This is a genomic window from Rhizobium sp. R635 (assembly GCF_002211285.1).
Classification (GTDB): domain Bacteria; phylum Pseudomonadota; class Alphaproteobacteria; order Rhizobiales; family Rhizobiaceae; genus Rhizobium.
Map to the genome: position 1 here is coordinate 39,481 of NZ_LOKX01000004.1, position 17,184 is coordinate 56,664.

General features: G+C 59.5%; 23 protein-coding genes and 1 tRNA gene. 15 read left to right on the forward strand and 9 right to left on the reverse strand.

Going from position 1 to position 17,184, the window contains the following annotated elements; all coding sequences use genetic code 11:
- Window positions 1-115: 115 nt before the first annotated feature.
- Window positions 116-262, reverse strand: a complete 147-nt coding sequence (locus tag ATY78_RS28460) for a hypothetical protein (protein ID WP_190237395.1) — start codon at window positions 260-262, stop codon at window positions 116-118.
- 233 nt (window positions 263-495) lie between these two features.
- Here ATY78_RS28460 and ATY78_RS05085 point away from each other — a divergent pair, with 233 nt between their 5' ends.
- The 4 genes from ATY78_RS05085 (at window position 496) to ATY78_RS05100 (ending at window position 2,692) form a co-directional block, all read left to right on the forward strand.
- Window positions 496-702 (forward strand): hypothetical protein, encoded by a 207-nt coding sequence (locus tag ATY78_RS05085; protein ID WP_088681258.1) that lies wholly within the window; start codon window positions 496-498, stop codon window positions 700-702.
- A 130-nt stretch (window positions 703-832) separates the two neighbouring features.
- The gene (locus ATY78_RS05090) at window positions 833-1,456 is read left to right on the forward strand and encodes an outer membrane protein (protein WP_088681259.1); all 624 of its coding nucleotides are present in this window, start codon (window positions 833-835) and stop codon (window positions 1,454-1,456) included.
- Between the two features lie 389 nt (window positions 1,457-1,845).
- The gene (locus ATY78_RS05095) at window positions 1,846-2,322 is read left to right on the forward strand and encodes a type II toxin-antitoxin system antitoxin SocA domain-containing protein (RefSeq protein WP_088681260.1); all 477 of its coding nucleotides are present in this window, start codon (window positions 1,846-1,848) and stop codon (window positions 2,320-2,322) included.
- Window positions 2,315-2,692 (forward strand): hypothetical protein, encoded by a 378-nt coding sequence (locus ATY78_RS05100; protein WP_088681261.1) that lies wholly within the window; start codon window positions 2,315-2,317, stop codon window positions 2,690-2,692. The genes ATY78_RS05095 and ATY78_RS05100 overlap by 8 nt, the downstream gene beginning before the upstream one ends.
- 73 nt (window positions 2,693-2,765) lie before the next feature.
- On the opposite strand, the gene rhuM is transcribed toward ATY78_RS05100, so the two are convergent.
- Both rhuM and ATY78_RS05115 read right to left on the reverse strand, forming a co-directional pair.
- A complete protein-coding gene (gene rhuM, locus ATY78_RS05105) occupies window positions 2,766-3,767 on the reverse strand; it encodes a RhuM family protein (RefSeq protein WP_088681262.1) in 1,002 nt (333 codons plus the stop codon).
- A 602-nt stretch (window positions 3,768-4,369) separates the two neighbouring features.
- Window positions 4,370-4,445, reverse strand: a tRNA-Ile gene (locus ATY78_RS05115).
- 198 nt (window positions 4,446-4,643) lie between these two features.
- On the opposite strand from ATY78_RS05115, the gene ATY78_RS05120 reads away from it, so the two are divergent.
- Window positions 4,644-5,009, forward strand: coding sequence for a response regulator (locus ATY78_RS05120; protein WP_088681264.1), 366 nt, complete (start codon window positions 4,644-4,646; stop codon window positions 5,007-5,009).
- Window positions 5,010-5,084: 75 nt separating this feature from the next.
- On the opposite strand, the gene ATY78_RS05125 is transcribed toward ATY78_RS05120, so the two are convergent.
- From ATY78_RS05125 to ATY78_RS05135, 3 genes are all read right to left on the reverse strand, one after another.
- Window positions 5,085-5,303, reverse strand: a complete 219-nt coding sequence (locus tag ATY78_RS05125) for a hypothetical protein (protein WP_088681265.1) — start codon at window positions 5,301-5,303, stop codon at window positions 5,085-5,087.
- A complete protein-coding gene (locus tag ATY78_RS05130) occupies window positions 5,300-5,965 on the reverse strand; it encodes an acyl-homoserine-lactone synthase (protein ID WP_088681266.1) in 666 nt (221 codons plus the stop codon). Before ATY78_RS05130 ends, ATY78_RS05125 begins: the two co-directional genes overlap by 4 nt.
- A 191-nt stretch (window positions 5,966-6,156) precedes the next feature.
- Window positions 6,157-6,882 carry a LuxR family transcriptional regulator gene (locus ATY78_RS05135; protein ID WP_088681267.1) on the reverse strand — a complete coding sequence of 242 codons (726 nt, stop codon included), beginning with the start codon at window positions 6,880-6,882 and terminating at the stop codon, window positions 6,157-6,159.
- Window positions 6,883-7,005: 123 nt separating this feature from the next.
- Here ATY78_RS05135 and ATY78_RS05140 point away from each other — a divergent pair, with 123 nt between their 5' ends.
- Window positions 7,006-7,200 carry a hypothetical protein gene (locus ATY78_RS05140; RefSeq protein WP_088681268.1) on the forward strand — a complete coding sequence of 65 codons (195 nt, stop codon included), beginning with the start codon at window positions 7,006-7,008 and terminating at the stop codon, window positions 7,198-7,200.
- Between the two features lie 522 nt (window positions 7,201-7,722).
- Here ATY78_RS05140 and ATY78_RS05145 read toward each other — a convergent pair.
- Together ATY78_RS05145 and ATY78_RS05150 are read right to left on the reverse strand one after the other, a co-directional pair.
- The gene (locus ATY78_RS05145) at window positions 7,723-7,962 is read right to left on the reverse strand and encodes a DUF2934 domain-containing protein (RefSeq protein WP_088681269.1); all 240 of its coding nucleotides are present in this window, start codon (window positions 7,960-7,962) and stop codon (window positions 7,723-7,725) included.
- A 25-nt stretch (window positions 7,963-7,987) separates the two neighbouring features.
- Complete coding sequence (locus ATY78_RS05150) at window positions 7,988-8,191, reverse strand: hypothetical protein (RefSeq protein ID WP_088681270.1); 204 nt, start codon at window positions 8,189-8,191, stop codon at window positions 7,988-7,990.
- 361 nt (window positions 8,192-8,552) lie between these two features.
- On the opposite strand from ATY78_RS05150, the gene ATY78_RS05155 reads away from it, so the two are divergent.
- Both ATY78_RS05155 and ATY78_RS05160 read left to right on the forward strand, forming a co-directional pair.
- Window positions 8,553-8,936, forward strand: a complete 384-nt coding sequence (locus ATY78_RS05155; RefSeq protein ID WP_088681271.1) for a hypothetical protein — start codon at window positions 8,553-8,555, stop codon at window positions 8,934-8,936.
- A 118-nt stretch (window positions 8,937-9,054) separates the two neighbouring features.
- Window positions 9,055-9,468, forward strand: coding sequence for a DUF4174 domain-containing protein (locus tag ATY78_RS05160; RefSeq protein ID WP_088681408.1), 414 nt, complete (start codon window positions 9,055-9,057; stop codon window positions 9,466-9,468).
- Window positions 9,469-9,478: 10 nt separating this feature from the next.
- On the opposite strand, the gene ATY78_RS05165 is transcribed toward ATY78_RS05160, so the two are convergent.
- A complete protein-coding gene (locus ATY78_RS05165) occupies window positions 9,479-10,189 on the reverse strand; it encodes a GntR family transcriptional regulator (RefSeq protein ID WP_088681407.1) in 711 nt (236 codons plus the stop codon).
- Window positions 10,190-10,456: 267 nt separating this feature from the next.
- On the opposite strand from ATY78_RS05165, the gene ATY78_RS05170 reads away from it, so the two are divergent.
- From ATY78_RS05170 to ATY78_RS05210, 7 genes are all read left to right on the forward strand, one after another.
- Window positions 10,457-11,545: an ABC transporter ATP-binding protein gene (locus ATY78_RS05170; protein ID WP_088681272.1), complete on the forward strand. Its 1,089-nt coding sequence runs from the start codon at window positions 10,457-10,459 to the stop codon at window positions 11,543-11,545.
- 45 nt (window positions 11,546-11,590) lie between these two features.
- Window positions 11,591-12,886 (forward strand): PotD/PotF family extracellular solute-binding protein, encoded by a 1,296-nt coding sequence (locus tag ATY78_RS05175; protein WP_088681273.1) that lies wholly within the window; start codon window positions 11,591-11,593, stop codon window positions 12,884-12,886.
- A 296-nt stretch (window positions 12,887-13,182) separates the two neighbouring features.
- Window positions 13,183-14,097, forward strand: coding sequence for an ABC transporter permease (locus ATY78_RS05180; RefSeq protein ID WP_088681274.1), 915 nt, complete (start codon window positions 13,183-13,185; stop codon window positions 14,095-14,097).
- A 1-nt stretch (window position 14,098) separates the two neighbouring features.
- Entirely contained in the window at window positions 14,099-14,920 is an 822-nt protein-coding gene (locus ATY78_RS05185; protein ID WP_088681275.1) for an ABC transporter permease, read from the forward strand.
- A gap of 1 nt (window position 14,921) precedes the next feature.
- Window positions 14,922-15,665, forward strand: a complete 744-nt coding sequence (locus ATY78_RS05190; protein ID WP_088681276.1) for an aspartate/glutamate racemase family protein — start codon at window positions 14,922-14,924, stop codon at window positions 15,663-15,665.
- A 3-nt stretch (window positions 15,666-15,668) separates the two neighbouring features.
- The gene (locus ATY78_RS05195) at window positions 15,669-16,280 is read left to right on the forward strand and encodes a flavin reductase family protein (RefSeq protein ID WP_088681277.1); all 612 of its coding nucleotides are present in this window, start codon (window positions 15,669-15,671) and stop codon (window positions 16,278-16,280) included.
- 360 nt (window positions 16,281-16,640) lie between these two features.
- Window positions 16,641-17,135, forward strand: a complete 495-nt coding sequence (locus ATY78_RS05210) for a heme-degrading domain-containing protein (RefSeq protein ID WP_088681278.1) — start codon at window positions 16,641-16,643, stop codon at window positions 17,133-17,135.
- Window positions 17,136-17,184 lie beyond the last annotated feature (49 nt).

Below are 17,184 nucleotides of genomic sequence, written 5' to 3' on the forward strand. Positions count from 1 at the left end.
GACCAGCCCATTTCCAGCTGGGGCGAATCGGCATCGCCGGTCGTGAACTGAAGATGCACACCAGCCAGGGCAAGGCCATGCCTTACCCTGTGGCTAGCGGACGCGGTGCTTGAATTTAAGCGCCGAAATCATCCATGAAGGAGGGATGGATGGCAGGCGTGCGCTCTTCGCGGGCTTCGCGGATGCGCTGGGGAACGGCACCGAGACCGCTGACGAAGCGCGTCAGGAGCCGGCGGTTGAAAAGTTTATGTATGGCACTCATGGCGATTCACTCATTCTTTTTTTTGTTAGCCGGCGGCATATATTTTGCGCAGGCTGCCATAACAATGGGCATTTCGGCATAACTGCTATGCGCAGCCGTGCATGGCGATCACATTGACGTTAGAAGGGCGTGTTGGGGGCGGTCAGCTGCCATGAATCTTCGCCTGTGAACGCCGCGTCGTGGTAGATTGTGCGCTTGGGCTAAAGCCAGCCCCCTGCGAAGGAGAAGCTCAGATGACCCGATTTTTCGCATTTGTCTTGACCGGAACGCTGATCGGCCTTGCCACGATCGCTTCGGGCTGCACCTCATCCGGAAGTGCCGATTACACGTCGTCGATTGACGGCGGTTACTATGGCGGCGGTTATTACGAGCGTCAGCCGCTTAATCCCGCTTGCGGGGGCGGGTTCAGACCGAGCGATGGCCGCTCTTGCAGCTACTAAACGCGCGCAATCACCTCGGAGAATATGTCCGCTACCGTACATTCCTGCGTGTGTGTCTTTGGCGTTACAGCTATCTGTTGAGATGGGCTGTATCCTTTGGTTGTATTCTCATGCCATGGGGTAAACGAAAATGAAGCTAGCTATCGCCACCACTCTCGTAGCACTGGTTGCATCGACCGCATTTGCCGCCGATGCCGTGCAGGACGTACCGGCGGCACCTGTTGCGGCTGCACCTGTTTTCACCTGGTCTGGCCCGTATTTCGGTATCGATGGCGGCGCCGCGTGGCTCAACGGTGACTTCAGTGCCGGCGGCGCCAGCGATTCTCAAGACTTCAACGGCGGCGTTTTCGGTGGATTCGCGGGCTACAACTTCCAGTTCGACAGCATCGTCGTCGGCATCGAGGGCAATCTCGAATACAACTGGAACGAAGAGGAAGTGCTGGGCGGGGACGCCGGGACCGATTGGGCCGGCGCCGTTCGCGGCCGTGTCGGCTACGCCTTCGACAGAGCGCTGCTTTACGGCGCAGCCGGCTGGGCCACCACGCGCGGATATGTCGACCTGCCGGGACTGGACAAGGAAACGGAGACCTTCAACGGCTACACCGTCGGAGCCGGCGTCGACTTCGCCATTACCAACAACATCTTCGCCCGCGGCGAATATCGGTTCAATGACTTCGGCGAGAAAGACGTTCTGGGTGTTGATGTCGATCTCGATCAGCACGAAGTCAAGTTTGGTATTGGTGTGAAGTTCTAAGGACTGGGCGTTAGATTGGTGGCGAGAAAGCCTCGCTGAGATGGCGGGGCTTTTGCGTTCAAGAAAGGTCTATTACAGTCCGTACCGATACTTAAAATCTCTTACCTTCGACATGAAGTGTAAAGAGCCGCTGGTTCCCGATGAGCGTCAGCCGCTCAATCCGGCTTGGGAGCGGTTGATTCTTAAATTGCGTGATATGAGCTATCTTGTCTGACTGGATCGTCGCAACGTTCGGCGAAGGCGATTGCAGGTCGCCTGTTCGACTTGTCAACCCTCCCATTGTAGATTTCGTTGAAATAACGCACTATCCGCGGAATCCGATGGGATTCGGTATTCCGTTACTCGTCCCGTCCATCGGTTGAAACGACGGATCGGTTTGGAGGATTTTTGTGGCCTATAGCCCGATCAAAGTTGCAAATGCCATGATTGAAGAGGCGCAGCGAGATGGAGGTCGTGCACTTACACCCCTCCAGTTAATTAAGCTCGTCTACATTGCTCACGGCTGGGCATTCGTCTTTCTGCAGGAACCCCTGATTAATGAACCTGTTCAAGCATGGCAATATGGGCCGGTTAGCCCTACGCTCTATTACGCCGTGCGCGGATATCGAGCTTCACCGATAGCCACTCCGATCCCGGGTGATGCAGACCCTCAGGTTCTCTCTGGTCGCGCTCGAGAGCTTATTCACGCGGTCTACGAGCGCTATAAGCACTTGTCTGGGACGCAACTCTCGGGTCTTACTCATATGCCCAATACTCCTTGGTCAATTACTTGGGAATCTAGGGGCAGGAACGGAATTATTCCGAATGATCTCATCTCTACGCATTACAACCAGCGCTTCCAGGAGATGAGCAGGACGAATGGTTGATAAGATCGAATTCCCTGGCTCGGGACCTCCCGAGATACCAGAGGATGCCAAATCGTTAGGCGAGGCCATGGGCCTCGCATCTGGGCTCGATCTCTCCAGTCGAGAGCAACTAAACAAAATCAATCGGCTGGTCCGCGAGGACGGCATGGACACTCACGTTTCGCGGGTGGTTGTGTGCGCACTCTGGATCATCGCTTTGGCCGCACTGATAATGTTTCTTGTTCTGGTCGCTCATAAGGTGAAGCCGGATTTGTGGCTGACAGATGATCAACTAAATTCGCTGCAGTCGTTTCTTTTTTCGGGCGGGCTCGGTGCAGGGATAACTGGGCTCGGAAAGAAATATGTTACCGGCGAGAAGTCGTCTAAGTAGTAGAGCCTGCATTCGCGCCGCTTATGGTGGATTTCGTGGGGCGGCTTAAGCGGGGCCGAAGCCCCGCGAAATTTTATGCCGACTTCTTCAATTGTTTTTTCTCGTTTTGCCTGAAAAGCTCGTATTGCTCCTTCGCGTGTTTATCGGCATCAGCGCGAGACGGCCCGCCCTGTTTGTAGCCAGGAAAAACAGGGAACTCGTTGATCGCTACTAAGTCGGTCAATTTGTTAAGAAGGCGATCCATTGAGACTTGCTTCCCCTGTAGGGCCATACCCTCGGCGTAAAGCAGCCATGACTCTCCGACGATCTGCATCTTCTTCAATTCGGTCTCAGTGCAATAGTTCTTTGCTACTGTGATGTCTTGAGAGGTGGGGGTCCGGTTGCCCATCGCCGTCATTCCCATATTCGGTTTGCTCGCATCTGCGCGTTCGAGAATAATCTGCGCAGCAGTCTGTTCAGACGCCGCGAAATGGAAGACATTCTGACTGGTTGAGAAGAATGTTCGCGCTGCTGGATCGTCCTTGTCGTAGTCAATCGCACATTGGACAAAGGTTTCCTTTACCTGTGCATAGAGGCTCTTTTCCGAAGTGCGGATCGCCCGAACTTCTTGAGCCAGTTTCATCAGCGCCGCTGGGTCGCTGGCGAGTTTCTTACCGTTGAGGGCGTATCCGTCTTGGATATACCCCTTCAGCACCTCGGATGCCCATTTTCGAAATGCAATCGCTTTTTTCGAGTTCACTTGGAAACCCACCGCAAGGATGGCGTCGAGGTTATAGATTATGTGGTCGGACGCGCCGTCCAAACCGGTTGTCAAAGATTCTTTGGCAACTACGGACTCGTCCAATTCACCCGATGTAAAAAGGTTTTGGAGATGCAGGCTGATGTTCTGTTTCGTAACGTCAAACATTTTAGCCATTTGAGCTTGGGTGGCCCAGACGGTGTCCTGCTCAAAGTCTACTGGGAGAGCGACTTCTGTGGTCTCGGTTTTGAAGTTCGCGAAAGCGTCGAAGGTATTTTTTACAGCCTTCGCCACCTTGGTGACCTTCGCCACCACCTTATTGATAAGCTTTGCCATTTCCGATCATTCCTATTTCGATCGGCGACGGAGATGTAAGAAATCGCTTGACAAAGGATCGGGTAGTACCCAATTACTGCCTCGTGATCACAAACAAGCCGCCGCGAGGTGGTTGTCAGGCCCGGAGGTGTCCAACCACCTGCCGGGCCGCCTTGTTTTGGCTTATCCTGGATAAACCGGTGACGATGTAGGAACTGCGACAAGATTTCGCAAGTCCCATTCATGTTTTGTTAAGATGGCATCCAGCGAAAGGGCGAATTCGAGTCTCCAGCCCTCGTTCCCCGGCCGGATGACGGGGAAGGGGTGATGGTTGGATCTTTCATGAATTTCGCGCCCAAAAGTGGCGTGATATGTCGCATCGCCCATGATCTCCTGTATCAGACCGCATCAGCGTGGGGTCTGCTTGAGTCGGGCATCATCCCCATAACCAGACGCGGTAGCATTGCAGAAGTGGAAACATACTTCCGTAAAGTGGACAGCGTGGATTATTGAACAAAGGCAAAACTAGGCGGTCTCGGGAGAAACAAAAAGACTGGCTACTTTCCTTTCTGTATAGGCCAAAGCGTCTACGAAGCGTTGAGACGTGTGGGGACAGAATGAAATGGTGGGCCCGGAGGGACTCGAACCCCCAACCAAGCGGTTATGAGCCGCCGGCTCTAACCATTGAGCTACAGGCCCTTGGCGTCAGCGATAGACACCGTGATGCCGGGGCAATGGTTCCCGCAGCATGGGTTTCGCTCTAACGCAAATTGCAGGGAGCCACAAGCGGAGAGCGCAAGCATCTGTGGACGATGCATATTTCGTGGGCGGGGCACTGGAAGCTTCTCGCGCGGGCTACAATTATCGAGATGTAGTCGATGAAGGGGGCGGTCGCCGATGGCTTCGAACAGTGCCGTGGTGCTCATCGTCGAGGATGAGCCGATAATCCGGTTCAATATCCTCGATGTGCTGGAGGATGTCGGCCATGTGGCGTTGGAGGCGGCGAATGCCGACGAGGCGATGGTGGTGCTGAAGGGGAGGCAGGATGTCGATATTCTCTTCACCGACGTCAATATGGCGGGCTCCATGGACGGCCTCCAGCTTGCCAAGCGCGTGAGAGCGATGCGGCCGAACATCGGCATCATCATCACGTCTGGCATGGTGCGGCTCGATCCGATGGCGTTGCCGGCCAATACGGCCTTCCTGCCGAAGCCCTATATGCACGATACGCTGATCACGACGATCGATTCCCTGATGGCGTGACCGCGGCGCGCAGCCCATGGAAACCTGTTGCCGGTTTCGGGCTGCGCGCGGGGCGGCCGGGAGGCATGCTCGTCTTCAGGCGCGGCGGGGGAGGACCGCATCTTCAGCCGAGCCGCTCTTCAGCGCCTCGTTTTCATAACGGGCCTTCTTCTCGTAGATCGTGAAGAGGGCCATCGAGAGGAGATAGGAGAGGAAGGAATCTCCCATCTGGGTGGCGATGTCTCGCGAGGCGAGGACGTGGCGCTCCAGCGCGCCGATATCTTTCTGCGTTGCGGTTTCAATGATGCGGTTCATGCTGCCATCTCCAGGAATTGGGTTACGACCGAGCGGGCCGGAACGTGTCTGACATAAAGGGGGAGGGTCAGGCCGAGGGCGGCGCGCATCTTGCGCAGCACGCGGTCCGAGACTTCGAAGGCGCCGCAGCAGACGGGATACTTGCCGTATCCATCGGCGCGGCCGAGTTCTTCCACTTCGGCCCCGGCGCGCTTGTAGACGCGCTTGAGGTAGGGTTCGTAGTTGGAAATCATCGTGTGGATGCCGTGATCGAGTGCGCATTCGCACAGTGCGAGCAGCATCATCGAGAAGGCGCGGGCGGCATCGATTTTCGGGAAGTCCCTGGCGATCGCCTCCTCGTCGATGCACATGCGCGTGCCTTCCCAGATGCCGGGGGCGATGAGATCGGCAGCGGCCGGGAACGTCTCGCGGAAGACGTCGTAGAGCAGGGTCGGGCCGGTCGTCGGCATCAGGCGCATGCCGCCATAGAGGCGGGTGCGGCTGTCGTTGCACCAGACGAGATAGGCGGGGGAGAGGGAATCGTAGCTGTCGCGTTCGTAGGGGCCGATCACGGGAACGTCCCAACCGAGCGTATCGGCGAAGACCTCCTTGCGCAGGCGAAACATCTGGTCGAGTACGGCGGCATACTTCTGATACTCATGTGCCTGAATGATAACGAACATTTTGCCCTCCAGCGTTTGCAAGTCCGTGGAGAGCAGAATGGTTCAGGATGCGAGGATCGGAAATTCCCTCAGATGAGCCCCCTCAGATGGGGGGATTAGCCCAAAAGTATGATGAATCGGATCAGGACACATGCAGCCGGGCGCGACAAGGACCGCGGCGCTTCGGTTTTGATTTTGCTAGATCTTTGATCCTAGGGATTGATGATGCGCAGCTGCACGGCCCGCGAGGCGGCGGCCGAAATCGTGGCGCAGCCGAGTTTGAAGCGGGCGGTCTTCAGGTAATCGCGCGTGGTATGCTCTGATATGCCCAGGATGACCGAGATATCCTTGTAATCCTTGCCGAGGGCCGTCCAGTGCAGGCACTCGATCTCGCGCGGCGACAGGGCCGGCACCGGATCGTTCTCGCCATGCAGCTCGTAGACGGCCTTGCGGTGGATCAGGTGGGCGATTTCGATCCATTCATTACGGTAGCGGCGGACCAGCTCGTTCCATTCCTCGACCGGGATGCGGGCGTTCAACGACAGGAGGGCGCGGCGCTGCGCCTTGTCGGCGACGGGGATGGAGTAGCCGTTGCCGCCGATGCCGTGCTTCTGGGCGTCGACCAGCATGGCGTAGGCCTCCGGCGTCGGCTCGACTTCGCTCCAGTCGAAGGGCAGCTGACGCTCGAAGCCCTGCTTGACGATCGGATCGACCTTCACATAGCTGTTGAGGAGGTAGCGGGAGACCCAGGCATCCGGATAGGTGGTGCGCACGAAGGGGGAATCGATCTTGCTCGCGATCGTCTGGGCAAGATGGTAGGTGACGAAATCGAGAGCATATTCCGCCTGCAGAATGCGGATGGCCGCATCCACATTGGCCGCGGCCTTTATCTGTTCGAAGGCGGACTCGAACTTGTCGCTGTAAGTATTCTCGATCATTTCAACTGCCCCAATTCCCTCAATCCTACCGTGAGCACTGTCACAAATACAAGGCATCCCCACATATGCGGGGAATGACAATCCGGGGCCTGTCTGTTAGCGCCTTGCATGTGGAGGCCTCATATGGACAGCAAGAGACCGTTCGAAATTGCCGAATGCCAACAGGCCGCCAAGGGCCTGAAATCCAGCTGGCAGGACATGGCAGGCTCCGAAGCGCTGATCCGCGCCCTCGTTGCCGAACGCAACGGCGATACCCCGCTGGCGCTGTTCTGGACCGCGGTCCACCGGGCGCTTTGCGAGGAAACCAGCGCTTTTTGACAGGGCCTGCCCGTGCCGGCGGGCATCAGGCTTTCCCCGATACAAGCAGGATCGGCCGGATATCGAAGCCGGCGCCATGGCGGTGACGCGAATCTCCTGCCGCTATGTGAAAACGTTTCCATCTTTTTCATTTGCGATTTTGCGACGCGAAAGTCGAGCGGCAACGCCGGGTTCCGGCTGTTGAAAAGCGCTCTATTACTCCACGGAATTGTGCCGTCATGCTTGACGAAGTGTTCCCGCCTGAAGCACTCAAATTTGTGCAAAGGCTTACATTGTGCCATTGCGGCACCTGATGGATCGGATGCTATCCGGTCATGGCGGTTCAGCTGATTGCCATTGCGCGACAAGCCGGCCAACCGGATGCCGGAGGCGAGCTTCCTTTCCTTCAAACCCGAAGGGGCGAAGGACTTGATGTTTCGAAAGATGAGCCTGTGGCACCAGGCACAGAACATTGCGCTGGGCGGCGGGGAGGGTTTCAGGCCCGCTTCCGGCTCAGCCTGAACTGAGCCGGCGCGGATGGGTTCAGCCGACCTTGGTCGAAGGGTTGATCCAGTCCTGGCGCGGCAGTTCCGGCCGCGGCGGCTTGGGACGGAACTTCACCAGCACCTCGCGGCCGTCGATGGAAGCCTGGGTGCGTTCCAGCGCTTCGCGTTCGGCAACCGCCTGACGCCAGTGTTCATCATCGCGACCATCGGGGCGGCCCTGTTCTTCCCAGATCGCGTAGGCTCTCTTGCTGATCCATTCGTGGCGTCTGCTGCTCATTTATCCATTCCATTCGTCAACGGGGTTATTCGGCAATGTCATGGCGAGCCGGTGCACGGCGCTTGGCGGCCATCAGCAGATCGAGCTCGATCGAGGAGGGGCCGAAGCGGGTGAACAGGCTTTCGGCCTGGTCGTTTTGCAGGCCGTATTTGGAAGCGAATTCATCAAGGCTGTAGGGACGGCCGCGCAGGATTCTGCTTCGGCGCTCCGGTTCACGGATTTGCGTCATTGGTGGTAACCCCGGTTAGTTTGGCTGTTGTGAGAACAAAACAAATTTCAGCGCCAAAAGTTCCGTGAATTTTCAGGGTTTTTCGCCCTTATCGTGCCATTCCGAAGCGTCTATCCGGCTGTGGCATAGTTTTTTAAGGCCGGTAGTTTTTCAGAAATTTTCGACTAAAACATGTAATAATATCAGACCGTTATGAAATTGGCTTCCGCCGCGGCCCAGAAATGGGCTTTACCCCTGCGTGTTACTCTATAGAATCAATAGTGTTATTCGGTTCGCAGGGGGCAGCAAAACGCTCCATTCCCCGCGTTGGCGCGACCGATACCGGAGGACTTTGGCTTCAACCCATCAAGAGGAGACAGACATGATGAATGCCCTGCCGCCACTTCATGACGGCCACGCGCCGTTCAACCTCCAGCAGTTGTTTCGCGAAGCGCTCTATGCCTTCGAGGAATGGGACAGCGAATTGACCGAGCCGATCGTGACCTACGAGGGACGGGTCATCCCAATCAGCTTCGTTTTCGAAGCCATGCGCGAATGCACCGACATCGTGCCGATGAATATCGTCGGCGCCGTCACCGAACGGCTGACCAAGCCGTGGGAGGGCGAAGGCCCGCTCGATCAGATGACCTTCTCGACGGCTGCACGTGTCATGCGCGTGCTGGTGCGCAAGCGCCTCCTTGCCAACGGTACGGCGGATCTCGTTGCCGTTTCGGCTCACGCAGCCGAAGAACAGAACCGCGACTGACACAGGAAGGGATCGCGGCGCGAAGCTGCGATCCTTTTCCGCCTTCTGCGGAACCTCACCCATTCCCAGCCGTTATTTCGGCAGGCCCGCCGTCAGTGCCGGGCGAGGAATGAATATCATGCTGAAATCCATTGTTCACGAAATCATCGGCACGCCGCGGCGCGAGCCTGAGCTTCCGCAATCGCTGGAGCCGTTTCGCGACAGCAAGCGGGTGCTGCTCATCTTTGCCGATGCCCAGGACGACCGCGCCGTCATTCAGGACGAGTGGCTGCGCAAGGCGCATATGCGCCTCATCGAAGAGGATATCGAGGTGTTCATCATTGCCGGCGGCGGCGCTTTCGCGCTGTTCGACGATGGCTGGGAACTCGACGCCGACGACATTCGCGAGCGGCTGCAGGGACCGCCCTCCGGTGACTTCGGGCTGATCCTGATCGGCCGCGACGGCACCGTGAAGCTGCGCTCCAGCGAGCCGCGCACGGCGGAGGAGATTTTCGAGGCCTTCGAGACGCTGCCGAAGCAGACGCCTTGGTAGGCCGGCTTGGTTAGAGTTCGAAGGCTTCCTTGAGGCCGAGGCTCTTGCGCTCGCGCAGATCGAGATCGGTCTCGATATGGGCGATGTGGTGCAGCATCAACTGACAGGCGCGGTCGAGGTCGTTGCTTTCGATCGCTGAAATGATGTCGCCATGTTCGGAATGGCCGCAGCTCGACGCGGTCGACTGGCCGTAGAGCGCGATCACCAGCGACGAGCGGGCGACGAGCTCCTCCATGAAGCGCTGCATGATCGCATTGCCCGAGATTTCCGCCAGCATCAGATGGAAATCGCCCGACGCCTTGATCTCGGCGCGGCGCGCCGTCTGGCCGCGTTCGCTCATCAGGCGGCCTTCCTCCAGCAGGAGCTGTTTCAGCTGCCTGATATCGGCCGGCGTGATCCGCGCCGCCGCCTCGCGCAAGATGCCGGGCTCGACCAGACGGCGGGCGGCAAAGATCTGGCGGGCTTCTTCGGGCGAGGGGTAGGCGACGAAGGCGCCGCGGTTCTTCTCGACGCTGACGAGGCCTTCGTAGGAGAGCGCCTGCAGGGCGGCGCGGGCGAGCGTGCGGCTGACCTTGAAGAGATTGCCGACATCGCTTTCCGAAAGCTTGGTGCCGGGAGAAAGCCTGCGCTCGACGATCGCCTCGCGAATGGCGTCACGGATCTGTTGCGCGCCGGTTTCGGCGGGTTCTTCGGCCTGCACGGCCTTGGCGGCGGATTTCATGAATTTCATTCCCTGATGACGGGCAAACCATATCCGGCTTCGCGGCAAAAGTTAAACGGAATTTGTGCTCGAAGCGGCGATGAAATTGTATACGATCTTTTGCATAAATTGAGGACGATAGCCTAAATCATGTGCAGACGATGTTCTGCTCCTGTTTTGCGCTTACAGGCTCATACCCGAGAAAATCCTTTATTCATAATGGCTTGAGGTGTCTAACACTGTTTGGCACGGCAGATGCATCTTTCCTGCCGAACAGGGGAAGGCATGATGTCGAAAGCGGCAGAGATCGATATAGTATCCGTTTCGAAGGTCTACGGGGCGACGACGGCGGTCCATGGGATCAGCTTGAAGATTCCGGCCGGCTCCTATTGCTGCTTCCTCGGTCCCTCCGGCTGCGGCAAGACCTCGACGCTGCGCATGATCGCCGGCCATGAGAGCATCTCCTCGGGCGATATCCGCCTCGGCAACGTGGTCGTTACAGACTATCCGCCGGCCAAGCGCGGCACGGCGATGATGTTCCAGTCCTATGCGCTGTTCCCGCATCTCGACCTGATCGACAACGTCGCCTTCAGCCTGAAGATGAAAGGCGTCGACAAGGCGGAGCGGCGGGCCAAGGCGCTTGAAATGCTGAAGCTGATGCAGATGGATGCCTATGCCAACAGGCGCCCGGCCCAGCTTTCCGGCGGTCAGCAGCAGCGCGTGGCGCTGGCGCGCGCCTTGATCACCGATCCCGAGGCACTGCTGCTCGACGAGCCGCTGTCGGCGCTCGACCCGTTCCTGAAGATCCGCATGCGCGCCGAATTGAAGAAGCTTCAGAAGTCGCTCGGCATCACCTTCGTCCACGTCACCCACAGCCAGGAAGAGGCGATGGCGCTCGCCGACGTCATGGTCATCATGAATGACGGCCGGATCGAGCAGGCGGCCGCCCCGCGCGAGGTTTTCGAGAAGCCGGCAACCGCCTTCGTCGCGCGCTTCATGGGCGACCATAACGTGCTCTCCGGCCGGGTGACATCAAGCGAGAACGGCGTGATCGTCATGACCGTGCCCGAAGGCCAGAGCTTTTCCGTGCGCGGGACGGGCAGGGAGGTCGGCGAGCCCGTCGATATCGGCATCCGCACCGATCGCGTGCGCCTGCAGGTGGCGACCGAATGGACGCTTGGCTTCAACGGCATCGTCTCCAACGTCGAATATCGCGGCTCCTCCGTGAAGATCACCGTTTTCGGCGCCGGCAGCGACGACTTCACCGTCATTGATGATGACGGCGATTATTTCGCCCGGCCGGTCGCCGTCGGCGACGCCGTCTCGCTCAGCTGGGCGCTCGAGGATGCGGTGCTTCTCGGCCGCGCCTCCGCATGAACCACCAAGACCATGAACTTCCACATCAAGAAAAGGGGAACTGACATGACTGAGATAACATCGACCAAGGCGGAGAAGGGTCTTTCCCGCCGCGCGCTCCTGAAGACGGGTGCCGCCGCCGTCGGCGCCATTGCCGGCTCCGGCGCCATCACCGGCTTTCCCACCATCTGGGCGCAGACGAACATCACGCTTCGCCAGTTCGGCACCGGCGTTTCCAACATCAACGCCATCGCCGAGAAGTGCAAAGCCGATCTCGGCATCACGCTGGAGATGACGGCGACCGATTCCGACGCGGCCGCCCAGCGCGCCGTCACCCAGCCCGACAGCTATGATATCGCCGACATCGAATACTGGATCGCCAAGAAGGTGTTTCCGACAGGCGTATTGCAGCCGATGGACGTCAAGAAGCTGAAATATTACGACAAGATCGTGCCGCTGTTCATCGACGGCAAGATGAAGCCGGAGAGCGTCATCGCCCAGGGCACCGCGCCGCACACGGTCGGCTTCGTCGAGGCGCAGGACGCCAAGAAATTCGCCAAGGAACCGACGCAGTGGATGACGATGGTTCCCACGATCTACAATGCCGATACGCTCGGCATCCGCCCGGATCTCGTCGGCCGCGACATTACGAGCTGGGCCGACATCATGGACCCGAAGTTCAAGGGCAAGACCTCGATCCTCAACATCCCGTCGATCGGCATCATGGATGCGGCGATGATCATGGAAGCCATGGGCAACATCAAATATGCCGACAAGGGCAACATGACCAAGGAAGAGATCGACAAGACGATCGAATTCCTGATCAAGGCCAAGGGCGACGGCCAGTTCCGCGCCTTCTGGAAGAGCTTCGATGAGTCGGTCAACCTGATGGCGTCGGGCGAAGTCGTCATCCAGTCGATGTGGTCGCCCGCCGTTGCCGCCGTCCGCTCCAAGGGCATCGCCTGCAAGTACCAGCCGCTCAAGGAAGGCTACCGCGCATGGGGCGGCGGCCTCGGCCTTGCCTCGCACCTCAAGGGCGCTCAGCTCGATGCGGCCTATGAATACATCAACTGGTACACGTCAGGCTGGGTCGGCGGCTACCTCAACCGCCAGGGCTACTATTCCGCCTGCATGGAGACCGCCAAGGGTTTCATGACCGCAGACGAATGGGGCTACTGGATCGAGGGCAAGCCGGCGCAGGGCGATATCCTCTCTCCGGAAGGCAAGGTCATGGAAAAGGCCGGCGCCGTGCGCGACGGCGGCTCCTTCGAAGCCCGCATGGGCGCGGTCGCCTGCTGGAACTCAGTCATGGACGAGGACCGCTACATGGTCCGCCGCTGGAACGAGTTCATCGCGGCGTAAGCGCTTGCCGCTTTCCCCTCCCCAACCCTCCCCACAAGGGGGAGGGAGTCCGGAGGCGATGCGGCACAAAACTCCCTCCCCCTTGTGGGGAGGGTTGGGAAGGGTCTTTTGAGCCTTCCCTATCTGAAAGCAAGGTCGCGGTGGCCGAGGCGCTGCCGCGAATCTCTTCTCCCCAGCGGGGGTCCGAAGGACGGGTCGAGACCAGTGGCTCGACCCAGGCAAAGGTGCCGGCAGGCGGATGAGGGGGCGGCAGGCACCTTCGTTCCGTTTGATGTAATCAGAACGGAGAACCGGATATGGCGACCATTGCGGCGGAAACAGAGGAGGACGGCCAGGGCGTGCGCGGCAGGCGTGGACTGAGGCTTTCCCCATCCGCCATCTCCTACCTCCAGGCGACGCCGCTGATCGCCATCCTGGGTTTCTTCTTCCTGCTGCCGATCGCGATGATATCAGTCGTCAGCTTCTGGGATTACGACTTCGCCGGCCTCTATCCCGATTTCCTCACCATGAACTACACCGATACGCTCGGTTCGTGGGTGACGTGGAAGACCTATCTCAACACGCTGAAATTCACCGCCATCGTCTGGGGGCTCACGCTCGTCATCGGTTTCTGGGTCGCCTATTTCCTGGCTTTCCATATCCGCAAGACCTCGACGCAGATGATCCTCTTTCTCGTCTGCACCGTGCCGTTCATGACGTCGAACATCATCCGTATGATCTCGTGGATCCCGGTGCTCGGGCGCAACGGCCTCGTCAATTCGACGCTAATCGAGATGGGCGTGATCCCGCAGCCGATCGAATGGCTGCTCTATTCCGATTTCGCCGTCGTGCTCGCCATGGTGCATCTCTATACGCTGTTCATGGTGACGCCGATCTTCAACACGCTGATGCGCATCGACCGCTCGCTGTTCGAGGCGGCGCGCGATGCCGGCGCTTCCGGCTGGCAGGTGCTGTGGAACGTCGTCATTCCGCTCGCCAAACCCGGCATGGCGATCGGCACGATCTTCGTCGTCACACTCGTGATGGCCGATTTCTCCACCGTGCAGGTGATGTCCGGCGGCCAGAGCGCCTCGGTGGCGCTGATGATGAAGAACCAGATGTCGCTGCTGCAATATCCGGCGGCCGCCGCCAATGCCGTGGTGCTGCTTGCGGTGGTTCTGCTGATGGTCGCCGCCATCCTGCGCGTCGTCGACATCCGCAAGGAGCTTTGAGATGAACCACGAAAAACGCGGCCTCGAATTCTATCTGCTGGTGATCTTCTTCATCGTCTTCGTGCTCTTCCTCTACGGCCCGCTCTCGGCGATCCTGATCCTCTCCTTCCAGGGACCGGACGGCGGCCTGACCTTTCCGATGAACGGCGTTTCCACGCACTGGTTCTTCAACCTGTTCGAGAAGCAGGCGGTCGGCGATTTCGGCGCCTCGTTCCGTCGCTCCTTCACCCTCGGGCTGATGGTGATGGTGGTGACCGTCGTCGTGTCGCTGCTTGCCGGCCTTGCCTTCCGCCGCCGTTTCCGTGGCTCGACGGTGCTGTTCTACGCCACCGTCGCAAGCCTTGTCGTGCCGTCGATCATCGTCTCGCTCGGCATCGGCGTCGTCTTCCAGGAGGGAGGGTTGAAGCCCGCCTGGTATTCCTCGGCCTTCGGGGCGCATCTGACCTGGACGCTGCCTTTCGGGGTGCTGATCATGTTTGCCGTCTTCAACCGTTTTTCGCCGGCCTATGAAGAAGCGGCGCGCGATCTCGGCGCCACGTCCTGGCAGACGTTCCGCCATGTCGTGCTGCCGATGATCGCGCCGAGCCTGATCGGCGTCGGCCTGTTCGGCTTCACGCTCTCCTATGACGAATTCGCCCGCACGTTGATGACCTCAGGCACTTACAATACGCTGCCGCTCGAAATCTACGGCATGACCACCAACGTCACGACGCCGGTGCTCTATGCCCTCGGCACCGTGACGACACTGTTTTCCTTCACCATCATTCTCATCGCGCTCGGCATCATGACCATGCTCAGCCGGAGACAGGCAAAGACAGGCTGACATGCGCATCCTCATCGTCAATCCGAACACCACGGCCTCCATGACCGAGAAGGCCGCGATCGCCGCGCGCGCAGTGGCCGCATCAGGCACGGAGATCATCGCCGCCACTTCGCGCATGGGGCCTGTCTCCATCGAGGGGCATTACGATGGCGCGCTGGCGATCCCCGGCCTGCTTTCCGAGCTCAGGGAGCGGCAGGGCGAGGGCTATGACGCAGCCGTCATCGCCTGCTTCGACGATACCGGGCTCGAAGCGGCGCGCAGCTTCGCCGATGTGCCGATCCTCGGGCTTTGCGAATCCGCTGTCGTCACCGCGGGCTTTCTGGCGCAGCGCTTCACCGTGGTGACCACGCTGGAGCGGTCACGGGTGCTGATCGACAATCTGGTGCGCCGCTACGGCATGGGCGAGCGCGCCAAGGTGCGCGCCTCCGACATTCCGGTGCTGGAGCTCGAAGATGCGGCCTCGGGCGCGATCGGCAAGCTTCGGGCCGAGATCGAGCGGGCGCTTGCGAAAGACGGCGCCGAGGCGATCGTGCTCGGCTGCGCCGGCATGACGGATCTCGCAAGGGAGTTGCAGGAAATCTACGGCGTGCCTGTCGTCGATGGTGTCGCGGCCGCCGTCAAGCAGGCCGAGGCGCTGGTGTCGCTCGGGCTTTCCACCAGCAAACGCGGCTCCTATGCTTCGCCGCTGCCGAAAGTTTTCACCGGGGCGATGAGCGCCTTCGCACCGGCGCGGCCGGCCGGCTGAGCCATGGCCGTTTCCTTCGATTTCACGCAGCTCGGCGAGCGCGAACGCTACAAGCTGATGATCGGCACGATCATTCCGCGGCCGATCGCGCTGGTGACGACGGTCGACGAGCACGGGCGGATCAACGCCGCGCCCTTCAGCTTCTTCAATTGCCTCTCTGCCGATCCGCCGATCCTGGCGATCGGTGTCGAGAACAATGCCGATATGTCGTTCAAGGACACCGGCCACAATATCCGCATGACCGAGGTCTTCACGGTCAACATCGTCTCCTTCGCCATCGCCGAGGCCATGCATGTCTGCGGCGCCAAATATCCGCGCGGGGTCGATGAGCTGAAGGAGGCAGGATTGACGGCGATGCCGGGTGAGAAGGTGGCCTCTCCCTTCATCGCGGAGGCGCCGGCCGCCTTCGAATGCAGGCGGCATGTAACGCTGGAGCTCGGCCGCTCGCGGCAGATCATCATGGGCGAGATCGTCTATGCGCATTACCGCGACGGCGTCGTCGATCCCGAGAGACTGCATGTCGATCCGGCTGCCATCGACGCCATCGCAAGGCTCGGCGGCGATACCTGCGCCACCATTCGCGACCGTTTCGAGATGCTCACGCCGAGGCTCTGATGTTAGAGCCTTTCCGGGTTAGATTGCAGCATTCTGCCGGAGCAGGTTTTCGTCAGGGCAAAGGCGATTGGCGAAGGGCATACCTCCTGGTACGTCCGAGCCAATCGCCTTTGATCCTGGCGGAAAGATGCCCGGCCCTTCGGGTTGGCTGAAACGGGCCGCCTAATCGACCGGCCGGCTTGGCCGTAGACCTGGGCTACGACGCGCGCCGGCCGGTCGACCATCCGACTCCGTTTGAGCCAACAGAATGCTGCAATCTAACCCGGAAAGGCTCTGGGGGCAGATCCAAGTTTTTGCTTTACTTTTTCGCCTCCTACGAGAATGGTCTGCGGCGGATCAATGCGGCAGAGGAGGCTTTCCATGACCATAGAGAACGATCTCAGCCGGATCGCGGAGCAGGAAGAGGCGCTGAGCTTCGACGCCTTCGATCTCACGACGGCATGGCAGCTCGGCAAGCTTTTGCAGGAGCTAGGCACCGAGCGCGGTCTCGGCATCGCGATCGACGTGACCTTGCATTCGATGCCGGTTTTCTATGCGGCGCTCCCGGGTGTGACGCCCGACAATGTCAACTGGGTCCGCCGCAAGCGCAACATGGTGCTGCGCTATTTCCGCAGTAGCTATGCTTCCGGCCTGAAGCTCCGGAAGGACGGCAAGACGATCGAAGACAACGGGCTTTCCGGTGACGATTATGCCCCGCATGGCGGCAGTTTCCCGATCAACGTCAGGGGCACGGGCTGCATCGGTGCGGTCACGGTCTCCGGTCTGCCGCAGCGCGATGACCACAATCTCGTCGTCGAGGCTCTGGCGCTGATGCTGGCGAAGGATCTGGACACGCTGCGGCTCGCCTCGTTTTGATCTGGTGGTTTCTGCCCCAATTTTGACAGAAAAAAGCCACGAAAACTGC